The following is a 23,442-nucleotide window of genomic DNA, read 5'->3' as shown; positions in this document are numbered from 1 at the left end:
CTCCGTTTTCTGCCTGGTTACTTACCGGAAGCGCTGGCGATGTGTCGGAGGCTCAAAGCGCGGAGCGGATCGCCTCGCGATAGTTCTGGAGGATCTGTTCGCGGTACTTCTCCATCACCGGATGCAGAAAGGGTCTGGCGGGGATGATGATGGTCGCGCCGTTCGGATGTTTGATGGTGGCCCCGTACTCCATGACGGCACCGATGTTCACCATGTCTTCCCCGTCCTTGTTGACGGTGCCGCGCAGCAGGCCGACGAACGCCTTGTCGGCCATGATCTTCTGGGTGATGGCGTTGACGAGAAAGCCGGTGTCGATGAGCGCCTTGCTGGAGCCTTTGCGCTCGATGGTGCTTGCGGCGAGTTTCACGAAGGCCTGTCCGCCCGGGGCCTGGGAGCGAATCCCCCGCTGAATCTCGCGCACCAGAAAAAGGGCGTTGCGGATCGTGGCCTGACGCAGGGCCGTGGCCAGGCGCGGCCCCATGCCGGTGGTCAGCTTGGCGCGGGCCTTGTCCCAGTCACCGGTCCGCCTAACGCCCATTGAGCTTCACCAGTTGCAGGTTCTTGTGGGTGACGGTGCCGAAGAAGTGTTCTTCTTCCACACTCTGTATGCGATAGGTTTCCCGGTCTGCGGCCAGGCGGTCTTCACCCCGGACGTCGGCATCCGGAAGGACGCAGGCGAGCGCGTCGATCTTGCCGCTCAGCTCCTCCGGCGGGGTTTCGTTCAGTTCGAGGGGGATGACAGAGATTTCCGCGTATTCGGCATCGTCGGTGCCGTAGAGCCGCTCGCCGGGAACCACGCGCAGGACGCGTGCGGTCTGGCCCGAGGAGAGGATCAGCCGGGCGACGTCGGCCACGGCTTCGGCGCGTTCCCGGTCATTCAACAACATCGAGGTCTATCCCTTGTTCGTAGATGACCGGCGTGAGTCCGCTCGGAGTCAGGATGTAGGCTTCCTGATCGAGCTGGGTGGCCGGACGCAGCTCGGTGAGCCGCTGCCGGTAGTCGGCGAGCAGATCGGCCTCGAGCTTGGCCCAGTGGCCGGGCTGGCCGGTTTTGTCCACCCGCTTGTCGCCGCTGGAAAAGGAGAAGGCGTTGGCGGTGGCCGAGCGCATGACCTGGCAGGCGTGGATATGCGCCATGATCACCAGGAGCTCGCGGACCTCGCCGGTGGGATCGGGGGTGATCTCTCCGGCCGTGATCGTCAGCGATTGGTCGAGGTCACGGCCGACCCGGAAAACGGCCTTCCGGACGCATCTCTCCAGAGTCTGGTCCTCGAAGAGAGATGCGCCCGGATCGGACAGGTCGAGCCGCAGGTCGGCGATCAGGTCACTCAGCAGCACCTTGCAGACCCTCCAGACGGCTCTTGAGCGCGTCGATCACCGTGCGGCGTTTCTCGGTGTCCATGTAGCCTTTGAGGGTCTCCGGATTGGCTTCCTCGTTGACCCTGGAGATGGCGTCGGTGGCGGAGAGCTTGCTCAGGTCCACCGGTTCCGCGTCCTGGTCTGGCTCTGGAGGGGCGAGCGGTTCCTGCTTCGGTTTGTCGGCCATGGCCAGGCGGCCATTCTTGAGCGCCGCCTGGATCTGCTTGGTGAGGCGTTCCACCTCGACCACCTGGCCGGGCTTGAGTTTCAGCCCGGCGTCGGGGATCACCAGAACGCCGGGACGGATGTTCTTGATTCGATTCATCTCACGTCACCTCCCGGATTACGGAACCAGTTTGACCTTGGCCATGATGTCGGGGCGGGTAATGCCCTGGCCGATCTCGGACCACACCAGCCAGCCGGTCTTGAAGCGGGTCTTCTGATCGATGGACTCCGTCTTCAGGTTTTCGCGCACCGGCATCTTTCCGACCTCTTCATCCGGGACGATGATGATCTCGTCCAGCGGCATGGAGGCGGTCAGCAGAATGCCGCCGGTGCCGTAGTTCTTGATGACACCCTTCTGGCGCAGCTCGAGCTTGGTCTGGGGATCGAGGTTCCAGCCGCGCATGTCGTTGAACCGGCGGCCGCGCATGACGATGTACTTCACCGACAGCTCCAGGTCCTCGATGATCGAGATGGCCTCGTTCAGCGCCTCCTCGGTGAGCAAATCGCCGGTAACCTCGATGGTGTTGGCCGCCGGGATGGCCGAGGAGAGCACCGAGATGGTGCGGCGATCCATCTCCTTGCGGATGGCGTCAGCGGCGCTGGTCTGGATGTCCATCAGCGTGCCGATGTTGCCGTTCTTGAGGACGGAAACGTCCACCATCGGATTGGAGTGGATGCGGTTGGTGGGGAACTCGACCTCGTCCTTGCCCACCTCCTGCTCCTGGGCGTCGCCGTCCTTGCTGATCCAGTGGGCCTTGACGGTCGGTTTCTTCTGGTAGACCGGACGCTCGCCCTTGGGCAACGTGTGCTTGGTGAGCAGCAGCGAGGAGATCTCCTTGCGCTTGATCTCCTGTTCGATGGGCGCGGCAATGGCGGCGGCAAGCGCCCGCATGCCTTCGGGCGACTCGAGAGCCTCGCTCATGAGCCGCGCCATGGTTTCCATGTATTCCTGGGAATGGATCTTCAACTGATTGGTTTTCATGTGCGTTGGCTCCTTGGGTTAGACGAGCAGGCGGAATTTGAGGACGCCGCTCTGTACGGAAATGGCGTGGGCGACGACGTGCTCCCCGGCCGCGACGCCGTTGGTCAGGCGACCGCCCGCTGACACTTTCAGGTCGTCTCCGGCGACGACGGTTCCTTCGAAGGCGTCGGTCTCGTAAACGCCGCCATCGCAGTAGATGCCGGGCATTTCGCCACCGGCGTAATCCTTGATCAGGATGCCGAAGGAGCGCTTGGTGGGATCGGTGTTGACGGCGAACAGGTCGTCGCCGACCACGCGGACCACCTGGCCGAGCTGGCCGTCGCCCTGGATGTGGCCGTCGCCATAGGCGAGGCTGCGGTGACACGGATTGATGAATGACATGGTGTTTCCTCCTTATGCGTTGATTTGCGAGTGTTCGGGAGAGTCCTCGCCGACACGGTTGCGGTAAGCGGCCATGAACCCGTCGCGCAGACGGTCCTCGAGCGACACCTTGCGGTCGTCCACATCGTGGGGCCGGACACCGGCGTCGCTGCGCAGCGGGGTTTCCGTCGATGCCTTGGCGGCGGGCTTGCCGCCCTGGTCGCTGTCGGCGGGTTTCTCTTCCTTGTCCTTGTCCGCCTTGGCCGATTTGGGCAGGCGCTCGTAAGCGGCTTCGGTGGCGGCGAAGGCTTCGTCGGACAGTTCGGCCAGGCGTTTCAGCTCGGCTTCCCGGTCCTCCTCGGAAGCGAAGGAGAGCCCCTGCTTCTCCAGACGGGTGAGCAGCTTCTTGGCGCGGGAGCGGCAGGCGGCCGCCTTTTGTTCGGCTTCCAGTTCCTGGACGCGTTTCTGCAGCTCGGCGACCTGGGCCTTGAGCTGCCGGTTTTCCTTTTCCAGGTCGGAAACGCGGGCAGGATCGCCTTCCTGCTGGGCCGGTTTCTTCTTGGCCGCTTCGACGGCCTGGTCATCGGTAGGTTTGGTTTTGTCTTCCATCGTGGAATCTCCTTCGGGTTGGGATTGGTCGGGCTGGCTCTGAAGGGACGCCACCTGCAGAATCCTGGCGTTCTCGTCCGCGCCTTTGCGGTCGAGCAGTCCCAGTCCGGTGAAAGTGACGCCGTGCAGAATCTCGAAAACGGGTTGGCCGTTGAAATCACGGCCCTTGAATTTGCGCAGGTGGGTGCAGTAGTCGGCCTTGTTCTGGAAGCGCTTGTGGCAGACCGAGCATTCGCCCTCCTGGTAGTCGCACTCCATGGAGACCTGGGAGATGATCCCGCGCTTCATCAGCTTGTAGGCCAGCCGGGCGGCCGGGGTGTCGTGGACGTACAGCTCGCCGACGCATTCCACGCGGCCGCCGTTGTCGTCCTCCAGGTAGTCGGCGGCGACGATGCCACCCACGATGTCGTTGAACTCCTGCGAATGCTGCAGATCGACCTTCTTGTTCACGGCCGTCATATGCCGACCGGACAACTCCTCGGCGGTGAAGTGATCGCCGTTCTTGTTGGTGCCGGTGCGGCAGAGCACGAAGCTGAATTGGGGGTCGCCCGCCGAGCCGACATCCATGGCCTCGGTCGCGAGGCGTTCGCCTTCGCCCAGCCGGATGTCCACGGGGATGCTGGTGTGGAAGTTCGCGGCGGCGGCCATCGGAACGGGTTTCTCCTCCCGCTCGGCGCTGGCCTTGGCCCCGGGAGCGCAGACGAACAGACGCTCCTTGGCGTTGGAAGCCTCGCCGTGCTTGGAGGTGATGGCGTAGTGGTGATCCTTGGACTTCATCCGGCTCTGCTTGCCGAAGGAGCCGATGATCCGCTTCATCTCCTGCTCGTTGGGATAGGCGTGATCGCGGTAGGAGATCAGCCAGTGCGGGATGTGCTTGGCGTTGCCGAGAAAGGTCTGGAAGAACTCGCTGGCGTTGGCCTTGGTGACGGTCTTGTGGTCGGTCTCGTAATACTTGACCTTGGTGTCGGCCTTGATTTCGAGCCCTTCCCAATAGGTCATGAGCCCCTCCACGAAGTGGTAGGCCCGCTCGTAGTTGGTGGTCGAAAACTCGGTGGCGTAGGGCGGATCGAAGTAGGCCAGATCCGCCTTGGCTTTCGGCAGCAGGTCGTTGATGTCCTGCCGGTATGCCTTGTTCTCCTTGTCGTTGTCGAAGACCAGGGCGTTGATGCGCTGCAGGTTCTTGCGCAGGCGATCCTTGAACTCGTCGGGGGTGTCCTGGCGGCGGCCATAATCGGTGGACGACGAGAAGTGGCCGAAGCCACCCTTGCCGCTCATGCAGGTTTTGCCGAGGCCGAACAGGGCGATGTCTTTCTTGAAGCCGGAGAGCTTGTCGCAGTTGGCGCGGATGGTGTCGATCAGCGCATGGACGCCCTTGGCGAAGAAGATGCCCTTGAAGTTGTCCTGAACGAAGCTGCCCGCCTTGGCGTTGTCGGCCAGGAGCGCCTCGATCTCGTCCTCGCTCAGGCGAACCGAGTTGTTCTCGATGATCGCCTTGGCGGCGTGGTGGCAGTAGCGGAGCCGGTCGTTGGCGATGACCTGGAGGCCCTTGGTCTTGTACATGTAGGCCACGACCGCAGACCCCGAAAAGGCATCCAGCACCGTGCCAGCGCCTTCCGGGGTATGCTTCCAGATCCAGTCGACGAGCTTCTGCTTACTGCCGATGTAGTTGGTGATGTACTTGGGGCGCTTCTCGGGAGGGAGCTCTTCAGGAGCGGACTGTTCGGCGGCCTCGGTCCCGAGCGTGTCGGGATCGAGAGTCAGCGCCGCATCGGCCTCCAGTAGAAACGCCAGCCTTTCCAGGTCTGTGGCGAACAGTTCCATCAACGTCTCCGGTCAGTTTGCTGTGCTCTCCGCGACCTGCGGGGAGCGTTCAGCGGTTACTTACCGGAAGCGTCGGCGATGTGTCGGAGGGTGACGGCGAATTTCAGCGGGCGGGGTTCAGCCGGGCCAGAACGGCCTTGCCGCAGGCGTCGAGGGAGGGGTATTCGTCGCTCTCGGTGATCTCGGAAAAGACCCCGTCGTAGGGGGAGCGGGACAGCCGGTGGTATTCGAGAAAATCCGCCGGAAGCGAGGTGGTCCCGGCCTCGACCAGACGGTTGACCACCCAGGCGGCTTCGTCCTTGCGGTCGGCAAGCCCGTTCGGTCCCCGGTCGAGGTAGTACATCTCCACATCCAGACCGGGACCCGGCCCCTGAACCCAGACGCCCACGGGCACGTATTCCGGGGCGGTGGCTTGCCGGTCGGCGATTATCGAGTCGATCATATAGCGCAGTTTCATGACCAGTCCTCCGCGATCCGGAGATGCTCGACCAGAAGCTGGGCGTCGATCCGGCGGAATCTCTCGGCGTTTTTCTGGCGGTAGGCGATCCAGCGTTGCCAGTCCGCCGCGAGTTCGGGCTCCGAGACCGGCTCGATCATTTCGACATGGTGAATGCGGCCCAGGTCGTCGGTCAGATCGACAATCAGCCACCCTTCGGCCTTCTTACCGTCATGTTCGGCTGTCAGGGTGTCTTCGACCCGGACATCCACCACCTTGATGGTGTGGGCGTGCTGGAAGCCCTCGTCGTAACCGAGCGCCTTCCACAACAGCCAGAAATCGGTGCGCAGATGGTTGCCAGCGGCGTCGAAATGGGGTGCGATCCGGGTGACGGTGAAGCTGTCCACCAGGGTATCCAGAAAGAGATCCCCGGATTCTCTGACCGTCATGCGGCTGCCCCGGCTGTTGAACCAGTGCAGCGATTCCTGCAGCCGCCGTTTCTCCTGTTCGATAAAGTCCTTCATGGTCATTGTTTGCGTTTGCTCCAGCTTTGCGGGGTATGGACGATGTCCTCCACCTTGCGCCCGTCGGGCAGTTTCTTGATGCCACGCCGGGTGAAACTCTGGATGATCTCCCGGCGTTCGTTGTCGCTTCTGGCCACGATGAACTCGATGTTGTCCAGCAGCGTCACCGAGTATTTGAAGATGGTCTCGTTGCCATGGCGCTGCGAGAACCGCTTCCAATCGTCGATGCTGGCTCCCCGGTTGCGCTGCACGTAGTCGTCGATCACCTTGCCGTAGGCGTCATGGTCATAGCTGATGGCGTCCATGCGCCGCAGCATCTGTTTCTTGAAGTAGAGGGCCGGTGAGGCGTCGCTGGCCGGTTGCTTCTTGATTCGGGTGAAGAAATAGCTCGCGCCGCCGGTCTGCATGTCGGCCACCGGGGACATTCCGCCCGGAGCCACGCCCATGCGCATCTTCTCGACCGTGCTGACCATGGCTCCGTTGTTCTCCATGATCAAGTCGATGAAGCCGGACATGCTCTCACCGTTGGTCAGATCGTGGACCAGCGAATAGCCCTTCATCTGTTTTTCCAGGTCCTCCTCGGTGATGTCGAACCGGAACTGGTGCCGGTATCCGCCCTTGGCGTCGCGGTCCAGAAAACCCGCCTGGTATTCGCCCAGCGGGTTGTATCCGGAAAGCTGGGTGATGTCCTGAACGCCCAGTTCCTTTTGCCAATAGCCGCGCAGAGCCTGGACCCGCTCGGTGGTGGTGGCGTTGCGGTCGTCGAGGGATTTCTGCAGTCGTTTGTAGTCGGCGCTCTTGTCGGTCTTGCGGATGTAGGCGAGCTTTTCGAGATACATCTGCTCGGCGTTTTCCGCCGTGGCCACCCGGGTGTCGATGCCGAGCTGTTCGAGCTTTTCCAGCATCGCCTCGACCCGTCCGGGGGTAGCGTCGCCGTCCAGGATCATTTCCAGCTCGCCGCGCTGGGCATAGAGGTTGGTGTCCGACCAGGGGCGATAGCGGACCCGGGTGCCGTCCTCGAAGGTGACGGTGTACTGGTGTCCGTCCTGCATGCGGGAGTTGTGATTGAACAGCGTCCGGTTGTCGATGTCGTCGGCCTCGACGGTGATGGTGCCGGAACCGATCCTGCGCTTGGTGTGGGTCACCTTGCCGCGTTCCACCTTGAACGGCGGTTTCTCCTTGGGTTTCTGCGCGTCGAGCTTGGGCAGATACTGCTCGAATACGCCGTTGGTGGCCCGGTCCCAGTCGACGGACTCTTCGATCTCCTTGACCCATTTCAGATAGTGGTCCGCCATCTCCTTGACCTTGGGGTCGGCGCTCTTTTGCAGGGTCTCCAGTTTCTTGCGCAGGCGCAGGGCCTTGTCGATCTTGGTCCGGTTGTACTTGCCGTCGCCCACGTGGAAGTTGACGTTTTTGACGGCGTCCAGAATCGTCGGAAAGAAGCTGTCTTCGACCAGCGGTTGTCCCTTTTCCCCGGCCGCCGTCTGCACATACCTGCGCAGCACCTCGTCGATGCGGCGGTCGGTGTCCGGCCGGATCTTCATCTTGACCACGGTGCGCTTCTTCCCCTTGAAGCTCTCGGTGAAGATCAGCGCGTTCTGGTCCTCCACGTCGCCGCTGTCGAAGGGCAGCGTCTTGCCCTGCCAGCCGAGCTTGCGGGCCTCCTCGACCAGGGTCTCTTCGGCGGAGGAGAGCAGCTTTTTCTTGCCGGTGGCGGCACTCAGCTTGTCGAAACGGAAGCCCCGATCCCCCAGCACATCGGCGTAATAGCCCTCGAAGTCACGCCGGAGATTGTGTTTCCGCTCCAGGGCCAGATCGTAGAAATGCCGCAGCCCGGCCGGGTCCTTGGAAAACCGTCCCTCGGCGTAGGGCCGCAGCAGATCGAGGTAATCCTCGTCGGCGATCTTTTCGACTTCCTGGATGTAGCGCAGGGTCGCGTTCGGATCGACCCGTACCTTCCCTTCCTTGGCCGCCCGGAAGACCTTGTTGTAAAACGGCTCTTCCTCGCCGCAGACGCCGTTGGGGTGATAGTCGAGCGAGAGCTTGTCCTGGCCCAGAAACTTGAAGGCCTGGCCTTTGTCGATGCCGTAGACGCGACCGTCCCGGGCACGGATGAACTGCTTGGAATGTCCGTCGTGGTTGGCGATCAGCCAGTCGACCACATGCTCGCGCTGGATCTGCTCCAGTTCGATGGTGGTCAGATCCTGGGGCAGGATGTTGCGAAAATCGAAGTCGTCCCGCAGATCGGTGCGCCATTTCTGGATGGAGCCGGTGCGGCCGTTCAACTGGATGGTGCGCACCTCGATGGAATGGGGGTCGATCAGGCGGCCGATCTTGTAGGCGGCTTCCTCTCCGAAGGCGATGAACTCATCGTCCTTGCGGCCAATGGGCTTGAACAGCCATTTGTCGCCGTTTTCGTCGGTCCAGAACTCCTTTTCGTGTGCGCCGCCGACAGCGGCCTTGCCGGTTTTCTTGAATTTTGACGGCAGACCTTTCTGTTGCCATGCGGTATCGAATGTGGCGAACTCAGCGCCTTTCTTGACGATCTTGGGCTTGGGCGGCTGGACCGGGCTCGGCTGTGGAGCTGGTTTCGGCGTTGCGGGCTTGGCAGGAGCGGTTTTCTTCTTACCTCCATGCTTTTCGGCCCAGGCCGCGTGCTTGGTGTCGATGCTGGCCTGAACCGCCTTGATTTTCGCCGGGTCGGTCTCGGTGAAGAGCGTGGTCAGCTCGTCTTTGTTGGCCCACTGCCAATACTGAACCTTGGTCTCCTTGGCGAGCGTCTTGAGCTCCGCCGATTTCAGTTTGCCGACCTGATCCTGGAAGAGCTGTTTCTTGAGGGCGATTTCCTTGCTGTGGGCCGCGAGCAGCTCCTGGGGCAGATCGGTGCCGCCGGAAACCGCCTGTTCCGCCTTGGCAATCGCGTCGAGGAAATCCTTGTAGCCGGTCGGCGTGTCGGGAACGACCACGGCCTTGGCGGCGTCTTCGAGGGCCGTTTTCTGTTTCAGGATCAACTTTTGTTTGGCCTCGTCGACTGCCTTTTTCTTGACCGACTCGGCCATGTCGGCACCGGCCTTCTTCTGCAGCGCCTCGACGAGCTGCTGTTTGTTCTTGAGGATGCCGATGCCGTGCTTCTGTTTGGCCGCCGCGAGTTCCTTGCCCATCAGGCCGCTGTGATCCACGCCGGGCTCCAGCTTGTCCAGCAGCTCGATGGTCTCCTGTTTGGTCATGTTGAGGGAGATGCCGTTCTCCTTCGCCATCTCCTTGAGCTGCTGGGCGGTCATGCCCTCCAGCCCCTCGGCGGGAGGGATCTTCGCCATCTGGGCGGCGAGCAGCTTGGCCTGTTTGAGTTCCGCCTGCTTCAGTCCGAGCAACTCGACCAGTTCTTCCTTGGTCCGCAGCAGGCCGATCTTGTGTTCCTTGAGCTTGGCGCTGAGCGCCGCTCCGGCCAGGTCGCCGTGATCGATCCCCGGTTCGGCCAGATCGAGCAGCTTGATGAAATCGGCCTTGGTCCGGGCAATGGCCACGCCGTTTTGTTTCGCCAGGGTCTGGAGCTGTTTGACCGTCAGCGAACCGAGGTCGGCGATGTCGCCGTTTTCAAAGGCGCTCTTGAGCTTGGCGTTCTCCTTGGCCTGGGCGTCGGCCATGCCTTCCAGCACATGGGGCGGGAGAATGCAGGCGTCCCCCTGCGATGCCTGGGCGGCGGCCTTGGCGGCCATCTCGCTGCCGCAGACGGTCATCGGCCACGCCACGATGTTGGTGCAGCGGCAGTGCGGATGCGCGGGTTGCTGGGGGAACTTGTCGATGGGAAAGGTCTTGCCGTCCAGGCCGCCGCAGACCGGGCACATGCGCTCGTCTTCCATGGCCAGCCATTCCAGTTTCTGGATGCCGACCCGCTCGTGGAACTTGAGCCTGCCCATGTTGTGGGCGCGGAGTACCTCGGTGCGGGCGATCATCTCCATGCGGTACTGCGCCTTGCTGAACACCCGGCTTCCGGCCTGGCGAAAGGAGTCCTTGTCGATGATCACCTTGCCCATGTCCCGGACGATGTCGTCGGCTCCCTTGCCCGTGGCGACGCCGTTCAGGATGGTGCGCTTGATGCCGTCTGCGAGTTCGCGGTGGACGTCACCGGCGAGTGTGAGGTTGTACTGCGCCATGAAGTCGAGGGCGTTGGTGTCGACGATGGTGAACACCTTGGTGGCCAGCTTGTCGATGCCTTCGGGCTTGAGGTCGGCGTAGAACGGCAGCGCCGCGTCGGCGAGCTCTCCGATTCCCTGCTGGATGCCGAGCTTGAAGGAGTCCTTGGTCGTCTTGCGAAAGACCAGGGTCTGCTCCCGCTTGAGCCGTTTCATGGTGTCGTCGAGTTCGAGCTGGAGCTTTTCCAGCCCCTTGAGGGCGGCGAGCTTGTTGTCCGGCAGGGAGCCGAGGGAGCGGTACTGGAGGATGGCGCGGGCGACCTCGTCTTCGGCCTGTTTCAGCGCCTGGGTGAGCTGGGCCGTGACCTGGTCGTTGTAGCGGTTGCGGGCCGTCAGGCTTTTCAGGGTGGCCGCCTGGATGCGCTGCTTGAGGTCCGACGGCATCAGCGGGGCTCCCGGCGGTCGATGAAACGACAGGCCGGGGCGTCGAAAGTGCGCTCGCTGTTGTGGACCCGGCAGTGGTTGGTGTCAGCAATGAAGTGGCTGCACTCGTCGCACACGGCCGCATCGCCGGTGGACTCCAGGTCGCCCGACCAGACCAATGCCGCCTCCGCCGTGGGTTCATCGTCCTCGGCCGGAATCCCGAGCATCTTCCGGGCGCGAGGCACGCTGAGGATGCCGGAGACGACCATATCCACCACCGGCTTCACCTGTTTCTCGTCCATCAGGTCGATCTGTTTACGTTCGGTCTCGCGGTTGGCGGCCTCGATGTCCGGGTCCAGGTCCATCTTGAGCTGAAGGCTGGAGCGGCTGATGAGTTTGCGGTCGTAGAGTTCGATGAGGAGCTTCTTGAAATCGACCGCGTCGCTGGGGTCGAGGTCGTTGAAGATGAACTGGATGCTCTTGTCGCCGTGGCCGTTCAGCTCCATCCAGTCGTCGAACACCCAGTCGAGGAGCTTGCGAGCGGCCTGTTTGATCTCGCGGATCATGACCATCATCTTCTGCATGCTCACCGAGGCGGTGGCGAAATTCGGACCGTCGCCGGTCACCAGCGAGCGTGACAGACCCAGGGCCACCACGATGTCTTCCTTCACCTCCTTGACCTTGTCCTCGACGTTGAGGACCTGGCCGTCGGTGCCGTGGGTTTCGACATTGACGTAGAACGGGACCACCAGGCCGCTTTTCATGTCCATCTTGTTGACCATGTCGCGAACCTGTTCGAGCATCCGCTGGTCCGGCATCACCATCTTCTGGCCGAACGCGCCGCCCACCTTGAGCAGGCGGAAGGGCGTGGCCCAGCGCTTGGCGATGGCCTGTTCGGCCCGGCGGTAATCGCGCAGCAGTTCGATGGCTTGAAAGGCGGGAAGCACGAGGGAGTTGCCCCGGGGCGAGAAGGCCGGTGCGTCCCATTTGAGGTGGACCACCTGCTCGACGGGCAGCGGGATGGATTCCCCGCCGCCGGGGGTGTCCTCGGGAAATTGCCGGGCCTCGATCAGCTCGCCCTGGGCGTATTTGACCTTGACCGAAACCGGGTTGACGCAGACCAGCTCCTCGATGTCCTGGCCGGACTTGGTGAAGCGCTTGAAGCCGATGGCGTCGCCTTTCACCAGGAGCTGAAGAACCATGTCCTTGATGAACTGCGAGATGTTCAGCCGCCAGGCGGCCTCCAGGGCCTGCTCCTTGAGGTTCTCGTCATCGCTGGTGATCTTGATCTCGTCGCCCACGGCGAAGGTGCGCCAGGAGTTGACGCAGTTCTTCACCAGCGGCTCCTCGACGTAGTATTCCCAGGCCTTGCGGGCGCGTTCTTCCCAGGTGGCCGGAATCGCTTCGGCGGCGTTCACCTTGGCGAAGGCGGCCGAGTCGAGCGCGGCCGCTGCTGCCAGCGGCGCGATGACAAAGCCGGTGGTGTCCAGGCTTTCGGGTTGTTCGTCCTGATGGGCGGTGCTTTCCACGTGATCCTCTCGGTAGTTTCGGCCATGACAGCCGCACATCCGGCCCGTGTGGGCCGAACCCGGCTCGATGCCGGTTACTTACCGGAGCGGGGTGGAAAGCGTCGGAGGATGCGGTCAGATGAAGACCGGATTGGTGAGCACGGGCTTGAGCGAGACCACCTCTTCGCCGACCGGGTCGAGGTTGCCTTCTTCCCGGATCAGCATGGCGCAGCGCACCGCGTCGATGATGTGGTCGTTGCCCTTGGAATAGATGATCTTGCCGTCCCGCAGGGTGTAGGTGTGGGTGGTGAACTGGTCTTCCACCTCCAGGTCGTCCGAGGGGAAAATGAGCTGCTTGCGCTGCAGAGCCCCGTTGATGAGGCTGGTCATCAGCTCCTTGGTCCGCTTCTTGATTTCCTTGCCGTCCCGCACCGCCAGCCGGGTCATGCCGCCGAAGTCGTATCCCTTGAGCCTGCCTTCCAGCTCCAGCCCCTTGTACTTGTCCAGGGTGAGCAGCTCCTGAACCACGGCCAGACCGTTGCCGCCGTTGTCCACGCCGATGCCCGCCGGGGTGTAGTAACGCTCCAGCAGCGCGATGATCTGGGCGATGTGCGGATAGGAAACGTGTTCGAGATGCACGCGCAGGATCATCTTCAGCAGCGTCCGCTCGCCGATCTCCATCTCCTGGAATACGACGATCTCGGTGGGGTCGTTGGTGTAGCCCAGGTCGCCGCCGACCCAGAACTGCCCGCTGCGGGGCGTGAGGTTGAGCAGCATCTCCAGCCGGTCGTGGGCCGCTTCCTCGGTGTCGCAGTCGCGCATCTCGGAATCGGTGATGACGATCTTCTGGTACTCCAGCAGATCCTGCCGACAGAGGTTGAACTGCTCGACATTGAAGGCCCCATAGGAGGGCTTGCCGTGTTCACCGGCCACCTCGTGCTGCCAGCCGGAGCTGTCGCGGCCGCCGTAGAACTCCAGCAGTTCGGCCTCGCGATCCTCGGTCCACAGAGGATTGAGCCAGGACGGCCAGCGGAACACATGGAACTGATCCGACGAGGTGAGCCGGTAATAGGTGGTGTCGCGCAGGCCGTTGGGCGTGGAGTAGATGCGTAGCGTCCCCCCGGCCTTGAGGCACTGGCGCAGCGCCTTCCAGGCCCGTTCGGTCAGCCAGGCTCCTTCATCGACCCAGACGCGGCCCACGTGCAGGGACCGGAAGGCGTCGCCATAGGCCCCGGCCGGGCGGAAATAGAGCACCGAACCGTTGGTGAACTCCAGCCGGAAGTAGGGTTTGCGGTGGATCTTGGGCTTGCCGTACTTGGTCAGGGCAATGCTGTTCATCAGATCCGGGTTGGTGTCGAGCTGGAACTCGATCTCCTCGATGATGGTATCGAGGTGCCCCTGGTGCGGAGCCGCGATGAGGCCCTGGCCGCCTCGGGTGGTGAAGGCGTAATGGAGCGCGTCGGTCGAGAGCACGATGGACTTGCCCACGTCCCGGCCGTCGAGGTGGATGATGTTCTTGGCCGGGCAGCGCAGGTCCTCCACCTGGTGCGGCCAGTAGTCGCGGCCTGAGCCATCCCGGTTGTAGAGGTAGGCTTGCCCCCACAACACGGGATCGCTCAGGGTCGCCGCAAGTTTGCGCTCCTTGTCGGTTACCGCCATCAGTGCATTCCCGTCCTCAAGGCGCTGCCGAGGATGGTGCCCACCAGTTCCGTCAGGATCTGCTGCACGGCCAGAGTGTTCTTCCTGTCGTGGACAGCTTCCTGAATGTCGATGATGGCCTGGTCCAACTCCGCCCAGGCCCGGTACTGCTGCTGGGCCGCTTCCAGACGGCCGAGGGCGTTCTCGATCCGTCCCGCCGCCAGTTCGGTGCCGATTTCGACCAGGGCCTCACCGGCCTGGCGGACGGCATCGCTGTTTTCCTGAAGGATCTCTTTCATTGGCCTGCCTCCTGGTTCGAGCCGTTGGCCCACTGGTCAAGGGCGTCCACGGCGGTCTGCAGGCGCAGACCGACTCCGGTCAGGCGCTCGGCGTCCGGGTGGCCGACCTCGCGCAGCGCCTTGTTGGCCTCGGTCACGTACTCGGGCGTGTGGCGGTTGACGGTGGCCACCGCCGACTGGATCTGGGCCGGTGGCCGGTAAGTGGCGCAGCCGGTCATGATTCCGGCCAGGGCCAGTGGGATGGTCCATTCGAGGGTCTTCTTCAACATGTTGATCTCCTTTGGGTTATGGGTTTGGGGCACATGCAGAAAGATCTCTGCAAACACTTGATTTCCAACGAAATAGAAGCGTCATTGGATGTGACGCGGGATGGTCCCGCATCCACGAAAAACGGAACCGGAGACAGGCCATGACCTACGACAGAAACCGCCAGCAGGCACTCAAGGCGTACCGAGAAAAGCAGGAGAACATCGCCCGGCTGATCGAGGGCATTCGCGGCAAGCTCGAAGCGGACGCGAAGCAGCCGGACATCACCTGGGCGAGCGTCGGCTCCCTCGGCCACGTCGAGGAACTGCTGCGGGAGCTGGACGAGTTCCTGTCCTGAACACACCGGGCCACCGACAAAGGAGACATCGACATGACCGAATGCACCGTGCATCAAGCCGCCGAGGCTTTCATCGGCCACCTGCGGGAATCCGGAAAGAAAGAGCGGACCCTCTACACCTACCGGAAGGACCTCGACGTGGTGGAGGCCTTCTTCGGCGCGGATCGCCAGCTCGCCGAGATCCGGCTTCCCCAGGTCGGCAAGTTCTACAAGTCCGACCTGCTGCTCAAACTCCCCGACGGCAAGGAGCGGGCTGAACGCACCGTCGCCAAGACCGTCCGGGTGTTCCGCATGATGATGGTCTGGGCCAGGGAATCGGGGCGCATCGAGGAGCTGCCGCTGCCCAAGAGCACACCCATGGGCCACAGCCGGGTGAAGGAGTCCAGCAATGAGCAACCGAACGGCTGACCTCGAGCTGACGGCCGCGACTGAGGCGTTCTGTGCCCGCCTGTCGGCCGAAGGGCGCTCCCCCGCGACCATAGCCGCATACCGCCGGGACCTCGCCCTGGTGGCCCGCGTTGCCGATGAGCTGGCCCCGGGTATCGTCTGTCGGGCGGTCACGGCCGGTCTCCTCGACCAGGTGTTCTCCGCCGGGGCGGTGACCGAGAGTGAGCGCGGCCCACGCTCGGCGGCGTCGCTCCATCGAATGAAGGCGGCGGTGCGGGCCTTTTTCGCCTGGGCCGTCGAAGCGGGCGTGGTCGATGACAATCCGGCCCGGTACATCCGCATGCATCGGCTGCCGAGAAAGCTGCCGGTGTTCCTGACCGCCGCCGAAAAGCAACGACTGCTCAAGGAACTCAAGGGACGGACCGACTTCTCCGCGCTGCGCGACCGCGCCATGATCGAGGTGCTGCTGGGCACCGGGATCAGGCTTGGCGAGCTGGCCGCGCTCGACATGGATGACATCGACCTCGACGCCAAACATCTGCGGGTGCGGGCCAAGGGGAATGTGCCGCAGGTCAAGTTCATCAAGACCGACCTCCGCACATTGCTTCGCCGTTACCTGGCCGAGCGCCGTCGACATGGCCGCCCGGAAATGGAAGCCCTGTTCCTGTCGAACCGGGACGGCAGACTCTGCCAGCGGCAGATTGCCAACCGGCTCGCCCACTGGCTGCGGAAGGCCGGGATCGAAAAGGAACTGACGCCGCACGGGCTGCGGCATACCTTCGCCACCCACCTCTACGGCGCGACCAATGACCTGCTCGTGGTGCAGCGGGCCTTGGGGCATCGGGACGTGTCCACCACCCAGATCTACACCCACCTCGTGGACGGCCAGCTCGAGGAAGCCCTCGAACGCCTCTGATCCTTCCGGACCCGACGATGGGAGCGGCCTCGGCTGCTCCTGTTTTCGTTGGGCGAGACAGTGTCGAAGACAGTGAATGACAGTGCCCGCAGAAGAACACATCCGCCGATGATGAATGATCATGACGATGGCCCGCTGCCTCCCGGGCGGAGCGGGAAATATCGATTGACCGGAATTTCTCCTTTTCTGTCTGTCGGCCGCACATCGCTATAACTGCTTGGCTTGTGCGCTCCGGGCGCGGTACACACATGGCAATATCTGCTTGGCTTGTGCGAGGGCCGCCGCCGAAAGAATGGCTGTGTGCGGGGCTTGGCCGGTTCTGCCTGGGGCTCGACATGCCAATATTTACTTGGGTTGTGTGAGAGAGCCCCGGCGTGAACATGCCTATATCTACTTGGCTTATGCGGCTCGGCTTATACGCACACATGCCAAACAGATATCGAGAGCTGCAGGAAGAAATCGAGGAGTGGAAATGATGATCGGCCGCCGGAGAATGCCGATTCCGAAAGTGCAAGGAACACGTCTTATCCGCAATTCCTGGTGAAGCTGTCTGCCGCAAGTCGCCGTGTGCCGGGGTCATCGGAAAAGCCCTCCATGGTGTTATCCGCAATTCTTTCCGCGTTTCTTGCGGCCGGAGGGTTTCGCGGCCGGGGCGTTGGCGGCCTCGGCCACCTTCTCGAGCAGCGCCGCCGCCCATTCCGCCGGAGAGGTCTGCGGGCCTTTCGGCTCCTCACCCTCGCGGGCGATCTTGGTGGTCTTGAGATCCTTCATGTGGCAGCGGATCATCCGGTCGAGCTTTTCGGCTGCATCCGTGTTCCCCTCGATCTGGGCGCGGACCAGCTTCACCGAGTAGACGCCCACCAGCTCCACCTGCAGGAAGTCGCTGGACTTGTTGAACTCGAAGTCCTGGTTGAGGCGGTCGATGATCGCGTCGAACATGACCTTCTCTTCCGGCGTCAGGCAACGGTCGGCGAAGATGCCGTGACGCAGCCGGTTCTGGTTGCCCTCGGGCGCACCAGGCCCGCGCCGGGGCGGTTCGGTCTTGCCCTCGTTGCGGTGCCAGCGGTCCAGCGTCTCTTTGTCCGGTTTGTTCAGTGCCACGTGGAAATCCTGCCGAATATTGTTTTCCCAAGCCGGGATGCGGGGCGGGAGGCCGATTTAGCCTCCAAACGCGCTCCCGCCGGTTCAGGGGTTACTTACCGGAAGCGGCGCTAAACTGTCGGTCCCGATCCTGTTTTCGTTCGGCGGCGATGATCTGGTTGACCCGGCGGGTGGTCACTCCGGCGAGGTTGGAGATCTCCTGGCTGCTGATCCCCTGCAGATGAAGGGCAAGCACCAGGTCGCGGCGCTCCTGGTAAAAGCGGCTCGGTGCCGGGACCCAGAGAATTCCGGTGTAGTGCTTCTGGATCTGCTCGAAGAGTTCCTCGGGCAGGACATCCTTGGCGTTGGCGTAGCGTTTCTTTTTCTTCACGGCTCAATCCTCCACTTTCTTCATCCACGGCTGCGGCACGTCCGGGTTGTAGAACCGCAGCGTGCTGGGACGCCCGGACTTCGGCCCGTGGATAATTTCGATAGAACGCTCGGTGACCTCGCCAATCTCCTGATCGCCATCGACGAAGCAGACCAGGCCGTAGTCCTCGCCGCAGGGAAACCGGAAGCGGCCCTGGTTCTGATAGAGGCGTGCCTCGGACCAGCCCTTGGCCATGGCCTCCTCACGGATGGCGTCGACCTTGGCGACAGCCTGGGAAGTCACCGGCTGCTTACATTTCCAAGCTTGGTTGCCGGGATAAATCCAGTCCTTTGTGTCAACTTCGACAGGTTTCTCCTGGGCCTCGGGACGAAGCGCGGGTGGCCGATAGTTCTTCGGGGAAAAAGAGTGCAGGACCTCCTGCAGGAGTTCCTTGCCGAACTCCCGGATGGCCAGCGCCTGCAGGGCGTTGAATCGCTTCCGCAGCGTGTTCCAGGCATCCTCGGGGAGCTTTCCGGCCTTGTGCGCGGCTTGGGCCGTGAGCATGCGGGAACGTAGCCAGGCAAAGTATTCAGGCGACAGGCGGCGACACAGCGTGCCGTCGATCTCCCGGTCTTCAGGCCAGTCGCGGGCGTCCTCGACCTCGTGAACATCGAGCCCGGTGGAGACATAGATGGCGGGCTGCGGTTGTTGCGGTGGTAATGATGGGGGTTCACATCCGGCCGAGGCTTCCTGCCCTCCGGCGGTGTGCTTGATCATGGTTTTTAGAAGGCTCATGGTTTCAGGCTCCAGAAATACGGGTTAATCGCTTTTCCCGTTATTTACCGGAGCTGCCCTGAAACCGTCGGAGACCATCTGCTGCGGTGGATACGTGCGGTGGCTGCGGTGGTCGTGCGGTGGAAGGTTTTCTCGTCCCACCGCAGGGGGTGGTTCTTTGTTTGTTATTTGTTTTTAGATAGTTATGAAGAAAGAGAAGATAGAGTGCGGTGGTTGCGGTGGTATTTGGGGAATGTCTCTCGCGCTGGGCCGGAATTTGCCTGGCGTCGGATGTCGGGTTGGTGAGTCAAAAAAATATTTCAGCCCATAGGGGGGTGAGACCTCTGGATTTACCACCGCATCCACCGCAAAGGCCATGAACGCCTTGTCTGGCAAGGGTTTGGCGTGCGGTGGTCATCCACCGCAAGAGACAGCGGTGATCACCGCACCACCGCAAAACCGGAGCTGCGAATACTCAATCCGTTGTCTTTCGATTATCTATAGAAATCATAACGTTCGTTTCATGTTGACCCAGGTGCCACCGTTTACTAGTGACCTGTTGGAGGAAATGCAAATCATGGCTGATCAGCAACAGGCCACAGGGGCAATCTCTCAGGGCATTCTCTAAGCACTCGATTGCTGGAAGATCGAGATGATTTGTCGGTTCATCCATAACAATTAAATGCGGCTGACGAATAATTCCAAGCGCCAATAGCACCTTGCGCAATTCACCTGGGCTGATATCAAGGTTATGTAACAGTCGTTCAGGGCGTGACCCAAGAGCACTCACCACTGTCATGATTTTACCAAGTTGTTCATGGGAAAGGTGATTTACATCTGCCATGATTTTTCGGGTTTTCATCATGTCAATCTCTTGCGGTAAATATACCAAATGCTCATTAGGAATATCTATGTGGTTAAGAATATGTCGAATAAAAGTTGTCTTTCCCATTCCATTTGCTCCAGTAATAGCAATACGATCGTCACGTAGCATTGAAATCTCTGGTATATGCAATTTTCTTGATTCATCGAGAGCGATTATGTCAGCAGGAATAGTAAAGAGGATTCGACGTGGAGAGACGGAACCATCGATCCAGAAATGAGTTGCATAGCGTTTCTTGATTTTTATCTCAGAAATTTGTTCCTGCCCATGCTTTATACGACCTTTTAATTGCTTAGCAAGACGCCCGGCATGACCATCCTGTCCTGAAACACGAGCCAGGTCGATTTTGGCACGCCCATCGCTGTCACCACGTGCCAAATGACGTTTCGATTTCTTTTTGTTGGCGCGTGAGGCTTTAGCGCAGCGACGTTTCGACTCGTCCTTTAATCGTTCCAGGTTTTGTTGCAAACTATGACGTCTATCCTGCAAACTTGATTCTTCCCGTTTAACATCTGCGGCAGCTTTCGTATAATTGCCAGGTTGTATTATGGCTTGAGGGGGGTCGAGAAAAATACATTGCTGGCAAAGAAGGTCAAGCAAATCTCGGTCATGGCTAACCAGCAGACCAATACCACGAAATGATGTAAGCGCTTCTATAAGCAGCTCACGGGCCGTAATATCAATATGATTGGTCGGTTCATCAAGAAGAAGGACATCCGGTTGTTGCCAGAGAGCGACAGCAATTTGAGCACGCTTACGCTCGCCATGACTTAGTGTCTGCCAGCGACTTACCCAATCATCGCCAATCCTTAGCTTTCCACGCAGTACGCATGCCTCTGCTTCAACCGTAGAAATCAAAAGTGATAGCTGTGCCGGAACATCGTCAGTGCGCTGCGGGCAGAAAACTATATGTCCGGACCGTTTGATAGTCCCTTGCTGTACCTGTAGATGTCCTGCCGCAAGTTGCAGAAAAGTCGTTTTCCCTGCACCGTTTGGCCCTACGATTCCTGTCCATCCTTCCGCAAGATGAACTGTGATATCCTCAAGCAATGAGGATATTGCACTATCATAAGAAAAGGTAACGTTTTGAAAAGATATTGACATTGTTGACCTCCAAGCATGCTGTAACAAAACATACTGGACGTCCCATTCCCATGGAATCAGCTAAAATAAAAAATGCCACGTCTTAAACGTGGCATTCAAATCATAAACGCTGAAGCCACCCAAGATCTACGGAAACAGAACGCCATTTTTTGGATAATTTAACGATCCAAAATGGGAACACGAAAATTTCGTGAAGGCTCGTTTCCGTTAGATTCTCAAGGGTATACCTCCATATAAATTTACTTCTAACTTAGCATCACAGGATGATGGCGTCAAGTTTTGCCTTTGATTTTGATAAAGTTCAGTGTCGTCATATCATCCAGTTTGGGCAAAAAAATTCCATTTACCTGCTCTTGTGGCAGATCCGGTACTCGAAGTTCTTGGTGTGGGCGTTGCGCTGCCGGTCGATGTCGAACCCGGCGTCCCGGATGACGTCCAGGTCGTTGCTGATGCGCCGACCGAGCTGAGCGGGCTTCTTGTATTCGAACTCGAGGTTGAATTCCCGGCCGACCCTGCGCAGCGCCGCGAGCAACCGTCCCGCTGACACTGGTTCCATGGTGTTCTCGTTCTCGAACCTCACCTGGTAGCGTTCGATGAACCCCACCACATGGTTTGCCCGGTCGTCCTCGCCGTAGCGGGCCTTCTCGTCCAGCTCCACCGCGTTCTGATAAGCGTGGAAGAGCGACGCCAGCGCCGTTGCGATGGGGTTCGACTCCCGCGCCATCTCCTGGCTGGTGTCGTTGATGGAATGGATCTGCTCGATGAACAGCGGGCTCAGATCCTCGAGTCCGGTGGTCACCTCGTGTTCCTCGGACCCGGCCAGCATCATCAGGTACATCAGGCTCAGATAATCGTTGCACCGGCGTTTGCCATGGGTCGGCATGGTTCGGTGCAGCAGGCGCATGACCTGTTTCTGGGCTCCGTCCCGGATCATCGCCAACACATGGCTGGTTCGCTTCATGATGGCCGAAATGATCAGATCCCGGTTCTGCTGGATGGCGGAGATGACCTCCGACTCCAGAAAGCAGTCGCTGGCCTGGTTGGCGAGGTCGAAGTTGATGACGAAGGACCTCGACAGGATCTCCGAAAGCTCTCCGCACAGCGGCTCGATGCCGGTGGTGTTCAGCAGGCATTTGGTCCGCTCGGTGATGGTCTCGCTGTCGGTGCCGCTCTTGCGTTTCTCCTTGGCGATGCCGGTGATGCTGGTCAGCATGAAGGTGGTCAGATCCTCGGTCATCTGCTTGACCTCGATGTTGTCGAGGACGATGAGCGGGTTCTGCGAGCCATCGGTGTAGTTCGCCGCGTCGGTGGCCTTCTTGTGCTGGGGCTCGCCGTAAAGCAGCGTCGACGTGATCTTGCTGGCGGTGGTCTTTCCCGATCCGGCCGAGCCCTCGAATCGGGTCATGGGCCGTGTCCCGGCGAAGTCGATCAGCAGGAAACAGGAGAGCCAGGAAAGGATGAGAAAGCGATCCCCCTGCGGGCAGGTCATGTTGCCCACCAGCAGATCGACCAGGAGCCGGTCCGCCTCTTCGAGGTCGGCGTCGGGCAGGAATTTCAGCGGCTTCATCTTGCGCGAGCCGTCCAGGATGATGCCGTCCTCGTTGCCGCCGTTCTTCATGATCTGAATCTCGTCCGGGGTGATCTTGGCGATCTCGTGCTCCGGATTGTTCAGGTTGAAATAGACGGTGTAGGAAGCCACATCGGTGTGCAGCCAGGAAAAATGGTCGCGCACCTGGCCACGGATCATCGCCAGGCTGGGCAGTACCTCGAAAAATGTCCGTCCGCCGTTGGAGGTCGGCACCATGCCCGTGTGCTTGTAGAGCATGGCCGCGTAATGGCGCTTGCGGCCCCGGTCCGGTGAATCCATCCAGTAGATGGCGTTGTCGAAATACATGAACGGCTCGCCCTGCAGGGTGTGAAAGAACTGGGCACCGTTGGAGGTGAACCAGTCGTAGGCAGCCTCGGCGGCCAGGGTGTAGTCGGGAGCGCCGTTCTCCAGTTCCGTGTCGATCAGCACCTCGTCGACCCGGGCGCGGCACGATCCGGGCATCGCGCCGGACATCCGCTTGGCCTTCTTCTTTTCGTTGCGGAACTCGACCTTGCGGTCCTTCTGGATGGCGCGGATCTGCTCTTTCAGGGTGGCCATGGAGACGCCACCGCCGATGCGCTCCTGCACCAGCTTCAGCAGGCGGGCCTGTTCCAGCGGCGACTGCTCGGAAATCTCCCCCAGGATCGGTTCGAGCAGGCGGTTGCGTTCTTCCTCTTCAGCGCCCTCGGGCAGCGAGCGCACGCCGAACTCGATGGGCGTGCTGGCTTCGGCGAGCAGGCGTTCGAAATCCTCCCGGGTATGCCCGGCGGCAATGTAATCGTTGACGTCGATCTTGGCGGTGGCGAGAAGCGCCTCGGCCGCTTGGATTTCCTCGGCGGGGCGTCCTGCCAATAGCTTGGCCAGCTCCTTCGGCCCCACGCTCGCCGTCAGGCCGAAGCGTTCGGTCAGCTCCTGCCGGGCCGAGAGCTGTGTCTCCGACAAGGGCAGCGTCACCAGGCGGGTGTCGATCTTGTGTTCGGCCAGGGTGCGGGCGGTTTGCAGCGCCCCCTTGAGACCGGCCTGGGAGAGTTCGTTGTCCTGGCAGATGTAGACGGTTTCGACGCCGCGCAGCTTGGGGATCAGGCGCTCCCAATCGGCGGCCCGGATGCGGACGGTGACCGGAGATACGGTGGGCAGGCCCAGTTGCATCAGCGCCAGACAATCGGTCACCCCCTCGGTGATGATCACCTTGCCGGGCCTGGCCAGCAGGCAGTCCTCGTTGAACAGCAGCGCGTTGTTGATGAAGTCGGCGACGTAAGGCCGCTGGTGCTCGTCGTGAACCGGCAGTTTCTTGTATTTCCCTTGCTCCCAGCCCACGTCCGGGGTCCACGGCGTCTTGCGGCCGATCATGAACACCACCCGGCCACGGCTCCAGTAGGGAAAGACGATGCGGCGCTCGAAAAATGGCGTCAGGCCGTC

22 protein-coding genes are annotated in these 23,442 nt (G+C 61.1%); 3 read left to right on the top strand and 19 right to left on the bottom strand.

The annotated features are described in order from the left end of the window. Window positions 1-52 precede the first annotated feature (52 nt). The 14 genes from PLD04_03375 to PLD04_03310 all read right to left on the bottom strand — a co-directional run bounded on the left by PLD04_03375 (window position 53) and on the right by PLD04_03310 (window position 14,586). Window positions 53-538 carry a hypothetical protein gene (locus tag PLD04_03375; protein ID HXK67361.1) on the bottom strand — a complete coding sequence of 162 codons (486 nt, stop codon included), beginning with the start codon at window positions 536-538 and terminating at the stop codon, window positions 53-55. Further along, window positions 528-887 carry a hypothetical protein gene (locus PLD04_03370; protein HXK67360.1) on the bottom strand — a complete coding sequence of 120 codons (360 nt, stop codon included), beginning with the start codon at window positions 885-887 and terminating at the stop codon, window positions 528-530. Before PLD04_03370 ends, PLD04_03375 begins: the two co-directional genes overlap by 11 nt. Beyond that, complete coding sequence (locus PLD04_03365; GenBank protein ID HXK67359.1) at window positions 874-1,338, bottom strand: hypothetical protein; 465 nt, start codon at window positions 1,336-1,338, stop codon at window positions 874-876. Before PLD04_03365 ends, PLD04_03370 begins: the two co-directional genes overlap by 14 nt. Further along, window positions 1,325-1,684 carry a hypothetical protein gene (locus tag PLD04_03360; protein ID HXK67358.1) on the bottom strand — a complete coding sequence of 120 codons (360 nt, stop codon included), beginning with the start codon at window positions 1,682-1,684 and terminating at the stop codon, window positions 1,325-1,327. The genes PLD04_03365 and PLD04_03360 overlap by 14 nt, the downstream gene beginning before the upstream one ends. Window positions 1,685-1,702: 18 nt before the next feature. Then, a complete protein-coding gene (locus PLD04_03355) occupies window positions 1,703-2,566 on the bottom strand; it encodes a hypothetical protein (GenBank protein ID HXK67357.1) in 864 nt (287 codons plus the stop codon). An 18-nt stretch (window positions 2,567-2,584) separates the two neighbouring features. After that, window positions 2,585-2,947, bottom strand: coding sequence for a hypothetical protein (locus PLD04_03350; GenBank protein HXK67356.1), 363 nt, complete (start codon window positions 2,945-2,947; stop codon window positions 2,585-2,587). A gap of 12 nt (window positions 2,948-2,959) precedes the next feature. Further along, entirely contained in the window at window positions 2,960-5,356 is a 2,397-nt protein-coding gene (locus tag PLD04_03345; protein ID HXK67355.1) for a DNA adenine methylase, read from the bottom strand. Window positions 5,357-5,459: 103 nt separating this feature from the next. Further along, complete coding sequence (locus PLD04_03340) at window positions 5,460-5,813, bottom strand: hypothetical protein (GenBank protein ID HXK67354.1); 354 nt, start codon at window positions 5,811-5,813, stop codon at window positions 5,460-5,462. Then, window positions 5,810-6,316 carry a hypothetical protein gene (locus tag PLD04_03335; protein HXK67353.1) on the bottom strand — a complete coding sequence of 169 codons (507 nt, stop codon included), beginning with the start codon at window positions 6,314-6,316 and terminating at the stop codon, window positions 5,810-5,812. The genes PLD04_03340 and PLD04_03335 overlap by 4 nt, the downstream gene beginning before the upstream one ends. Before the next feature lie 2 nt (window positions 6,317-6,318). Further along, window positions 6,319-10,893, bottom strand: a complete 4,575-nt coding sequence (locus tag PLD04_03330; GenBank protein HXK67352.1) for a minor capsid protein — start codon at window positions 10,891-10,893, stop codon at window positions 6,319-6,321. Continuing rightward, window positions 10,893-12,401: a phage portal protein gene (locus tag PLD04_03325; GenBank protein ID HXK67351.1), complete on the bottom strand. Its 1,509-nt coding sequence runs from the start codon at window positions 12,399-12,401 to the stop codon at window positions 10,893-10,895. Before PLD04_03325 ends, PLD04_03330 begins: the two co-directional genes overlap by 1 nt. A gap of 114 nt (window positions 12,402-12,515) precedes the next feature. Then, window positions 12,516-14,039, bottom strand: a complete 1,524-nt coding sequence (locus PLD04_03320) for a hypothetical protein (protein HXK67350.1) — start codon at window positions 14,037-14,039, stop codon at window positions 12,516-12,518. Next, entirely contained in the window at window positions 14,039-14,317 is a 279-nt protein-coding gene (locus tag PLD04_03315) for a hypothetical protein (GenBank protein ID HXK67349.1), read from the bottom strand. Before PLD04_03315 ends, PLD04_03320 begins: the two co-directional genes overlap by 1 nt. Continuing rightward, window positions 14,314-14,586: a hypothetical protein gene (locus PLD04_03310; protein ID HXK67348.1), complete on the bottom strand. Its 273-nt coding sequence runs from the start codon at window positions 14,584-14,586 to the stop codon at window positions 14,314-14,316. The genes PLD04_03315 and PLD04_03310 overlap by 4 nt, the downstream gene beginning before the upstream one ends. 140 nt (window positions 14,587-14,726) lie before the next feature. Here PLD04_03310 and PLD04_03305 point away from each other — a divergent pair, with 140 nt between their 5' ends. Genes PLD04_03305 through PLD04_03295 form a run of 3 tightly spaced genes read left to right on the top strand, consistent with a single transcriptional unit; the run spans window position 14,727 to window position 16,224 of the window. Then, window positions 14,727-14,921 carry a hypothetical protein gene (locus tag PLD04_03305; GenBank protein HXK67347.1) on the top strand — a complete coding sequence of 65 codons (195 nt, stop codon included), beginning with the start codon at window positions 14,727-14,729 and terminating at the stop codon, window positions 14,919-14,921. A 33-nt stretch (window positions 14,922-14,954) separates the two neighbouring features. Beyond that, entirely contained in the window at window positions 14,955-15,329 is a 375-nt protein-coding gene (locus PLD04_03300) for a hypothetical protein (GenBank protein ID HXK67346.1), read from the top strand. Continuing rightward, window positions 15,310-16,224 carry a tyrosine-type recombinase/integrase gene (locus PLD04_03295; protein ID HXK67345.1) on the top strand — a complete coding sequence of 305 codons (915 nt, stop codon included), beginning with the start codon at window positions 15,310-15,312 and terminating at the stop codon, window positions 16,222-16,224. The genes PLD04_03300 and PLD04_03295 overlap by 20 nt, the downstream gene beginning before the upstream one ends. 600 nt (window positions 16,225-16,824) lie before the next feature. Here PLD04_03295 and PLD04_03290 read toward each other — a convergent pair. The 5 genes from PLD04_03290 to PLD04_03270 form a co-directional block, all read right to left on the bottom strand. After that, entirely contained in the window at window positions 16,825-17,325 is a 501-nt protein-coding gene (locus PLD04_03290; protein ID HXK67344.1) for a hypothetical protein, read from the bottom strand. A gap of 91 nt (window positions 17,326-17,416) precedes the next feature. Further along, window positions 17,417-17,695 (bottom strand): hypothetical protein, encoded by a 279-nt coding sequence (locus tag PLD04_03285; protein HXK67343.1) that lies wholly within the window; start codon window positions 17,693-17,695, stop codon window positions 17,417-17,419. Window positions 17,696-17,698: 3 nt separating this feature from the next. Continuing rightward, complete coding sequence (locus tag PLD04_03280; protein ID HXK67342.1) at window positions 17,699-18,469, bottom strand: hypothetical protein; 771 nt, start codon at window positions 18,467-18,469, stop codon at window positions 17,699-17,701. A gap of 454 nt (window positions 18,470-18,923) precedes the next feature. Then, complete coding sequence (locus tag PLD04_03275; GenBank protein HXK67341.1) at window positions 18,924-20,435, bottom strand: ATP-binding cassette domain-containing protein; 1,512 nt, start codon at window positions 20,433-20,435, stop codon at window positions 18,924-18,926. A gap of 343 nt (window positions 20,436-20,778) precedes the next feature. Further along, window positions 20,779-23,442: toprim domain-containing protein (locus PLD04_03270; protein HXK67340.1), on the bottom strand; the 2,664-nt coding region annotated here is incomplete at its 5' end.

Source organism: Thermoanaerobaculia bacterium, from assembly GCA_035593605.1.
GTDB lineage: Bacteria > Acidobacteriota > Thermoanaerobaculia > UBA2201 > DAOSWS01 > DAOSWS01.
This window is presented reverse-complemented; position numbering and strand designations above follow the sequence as displayed.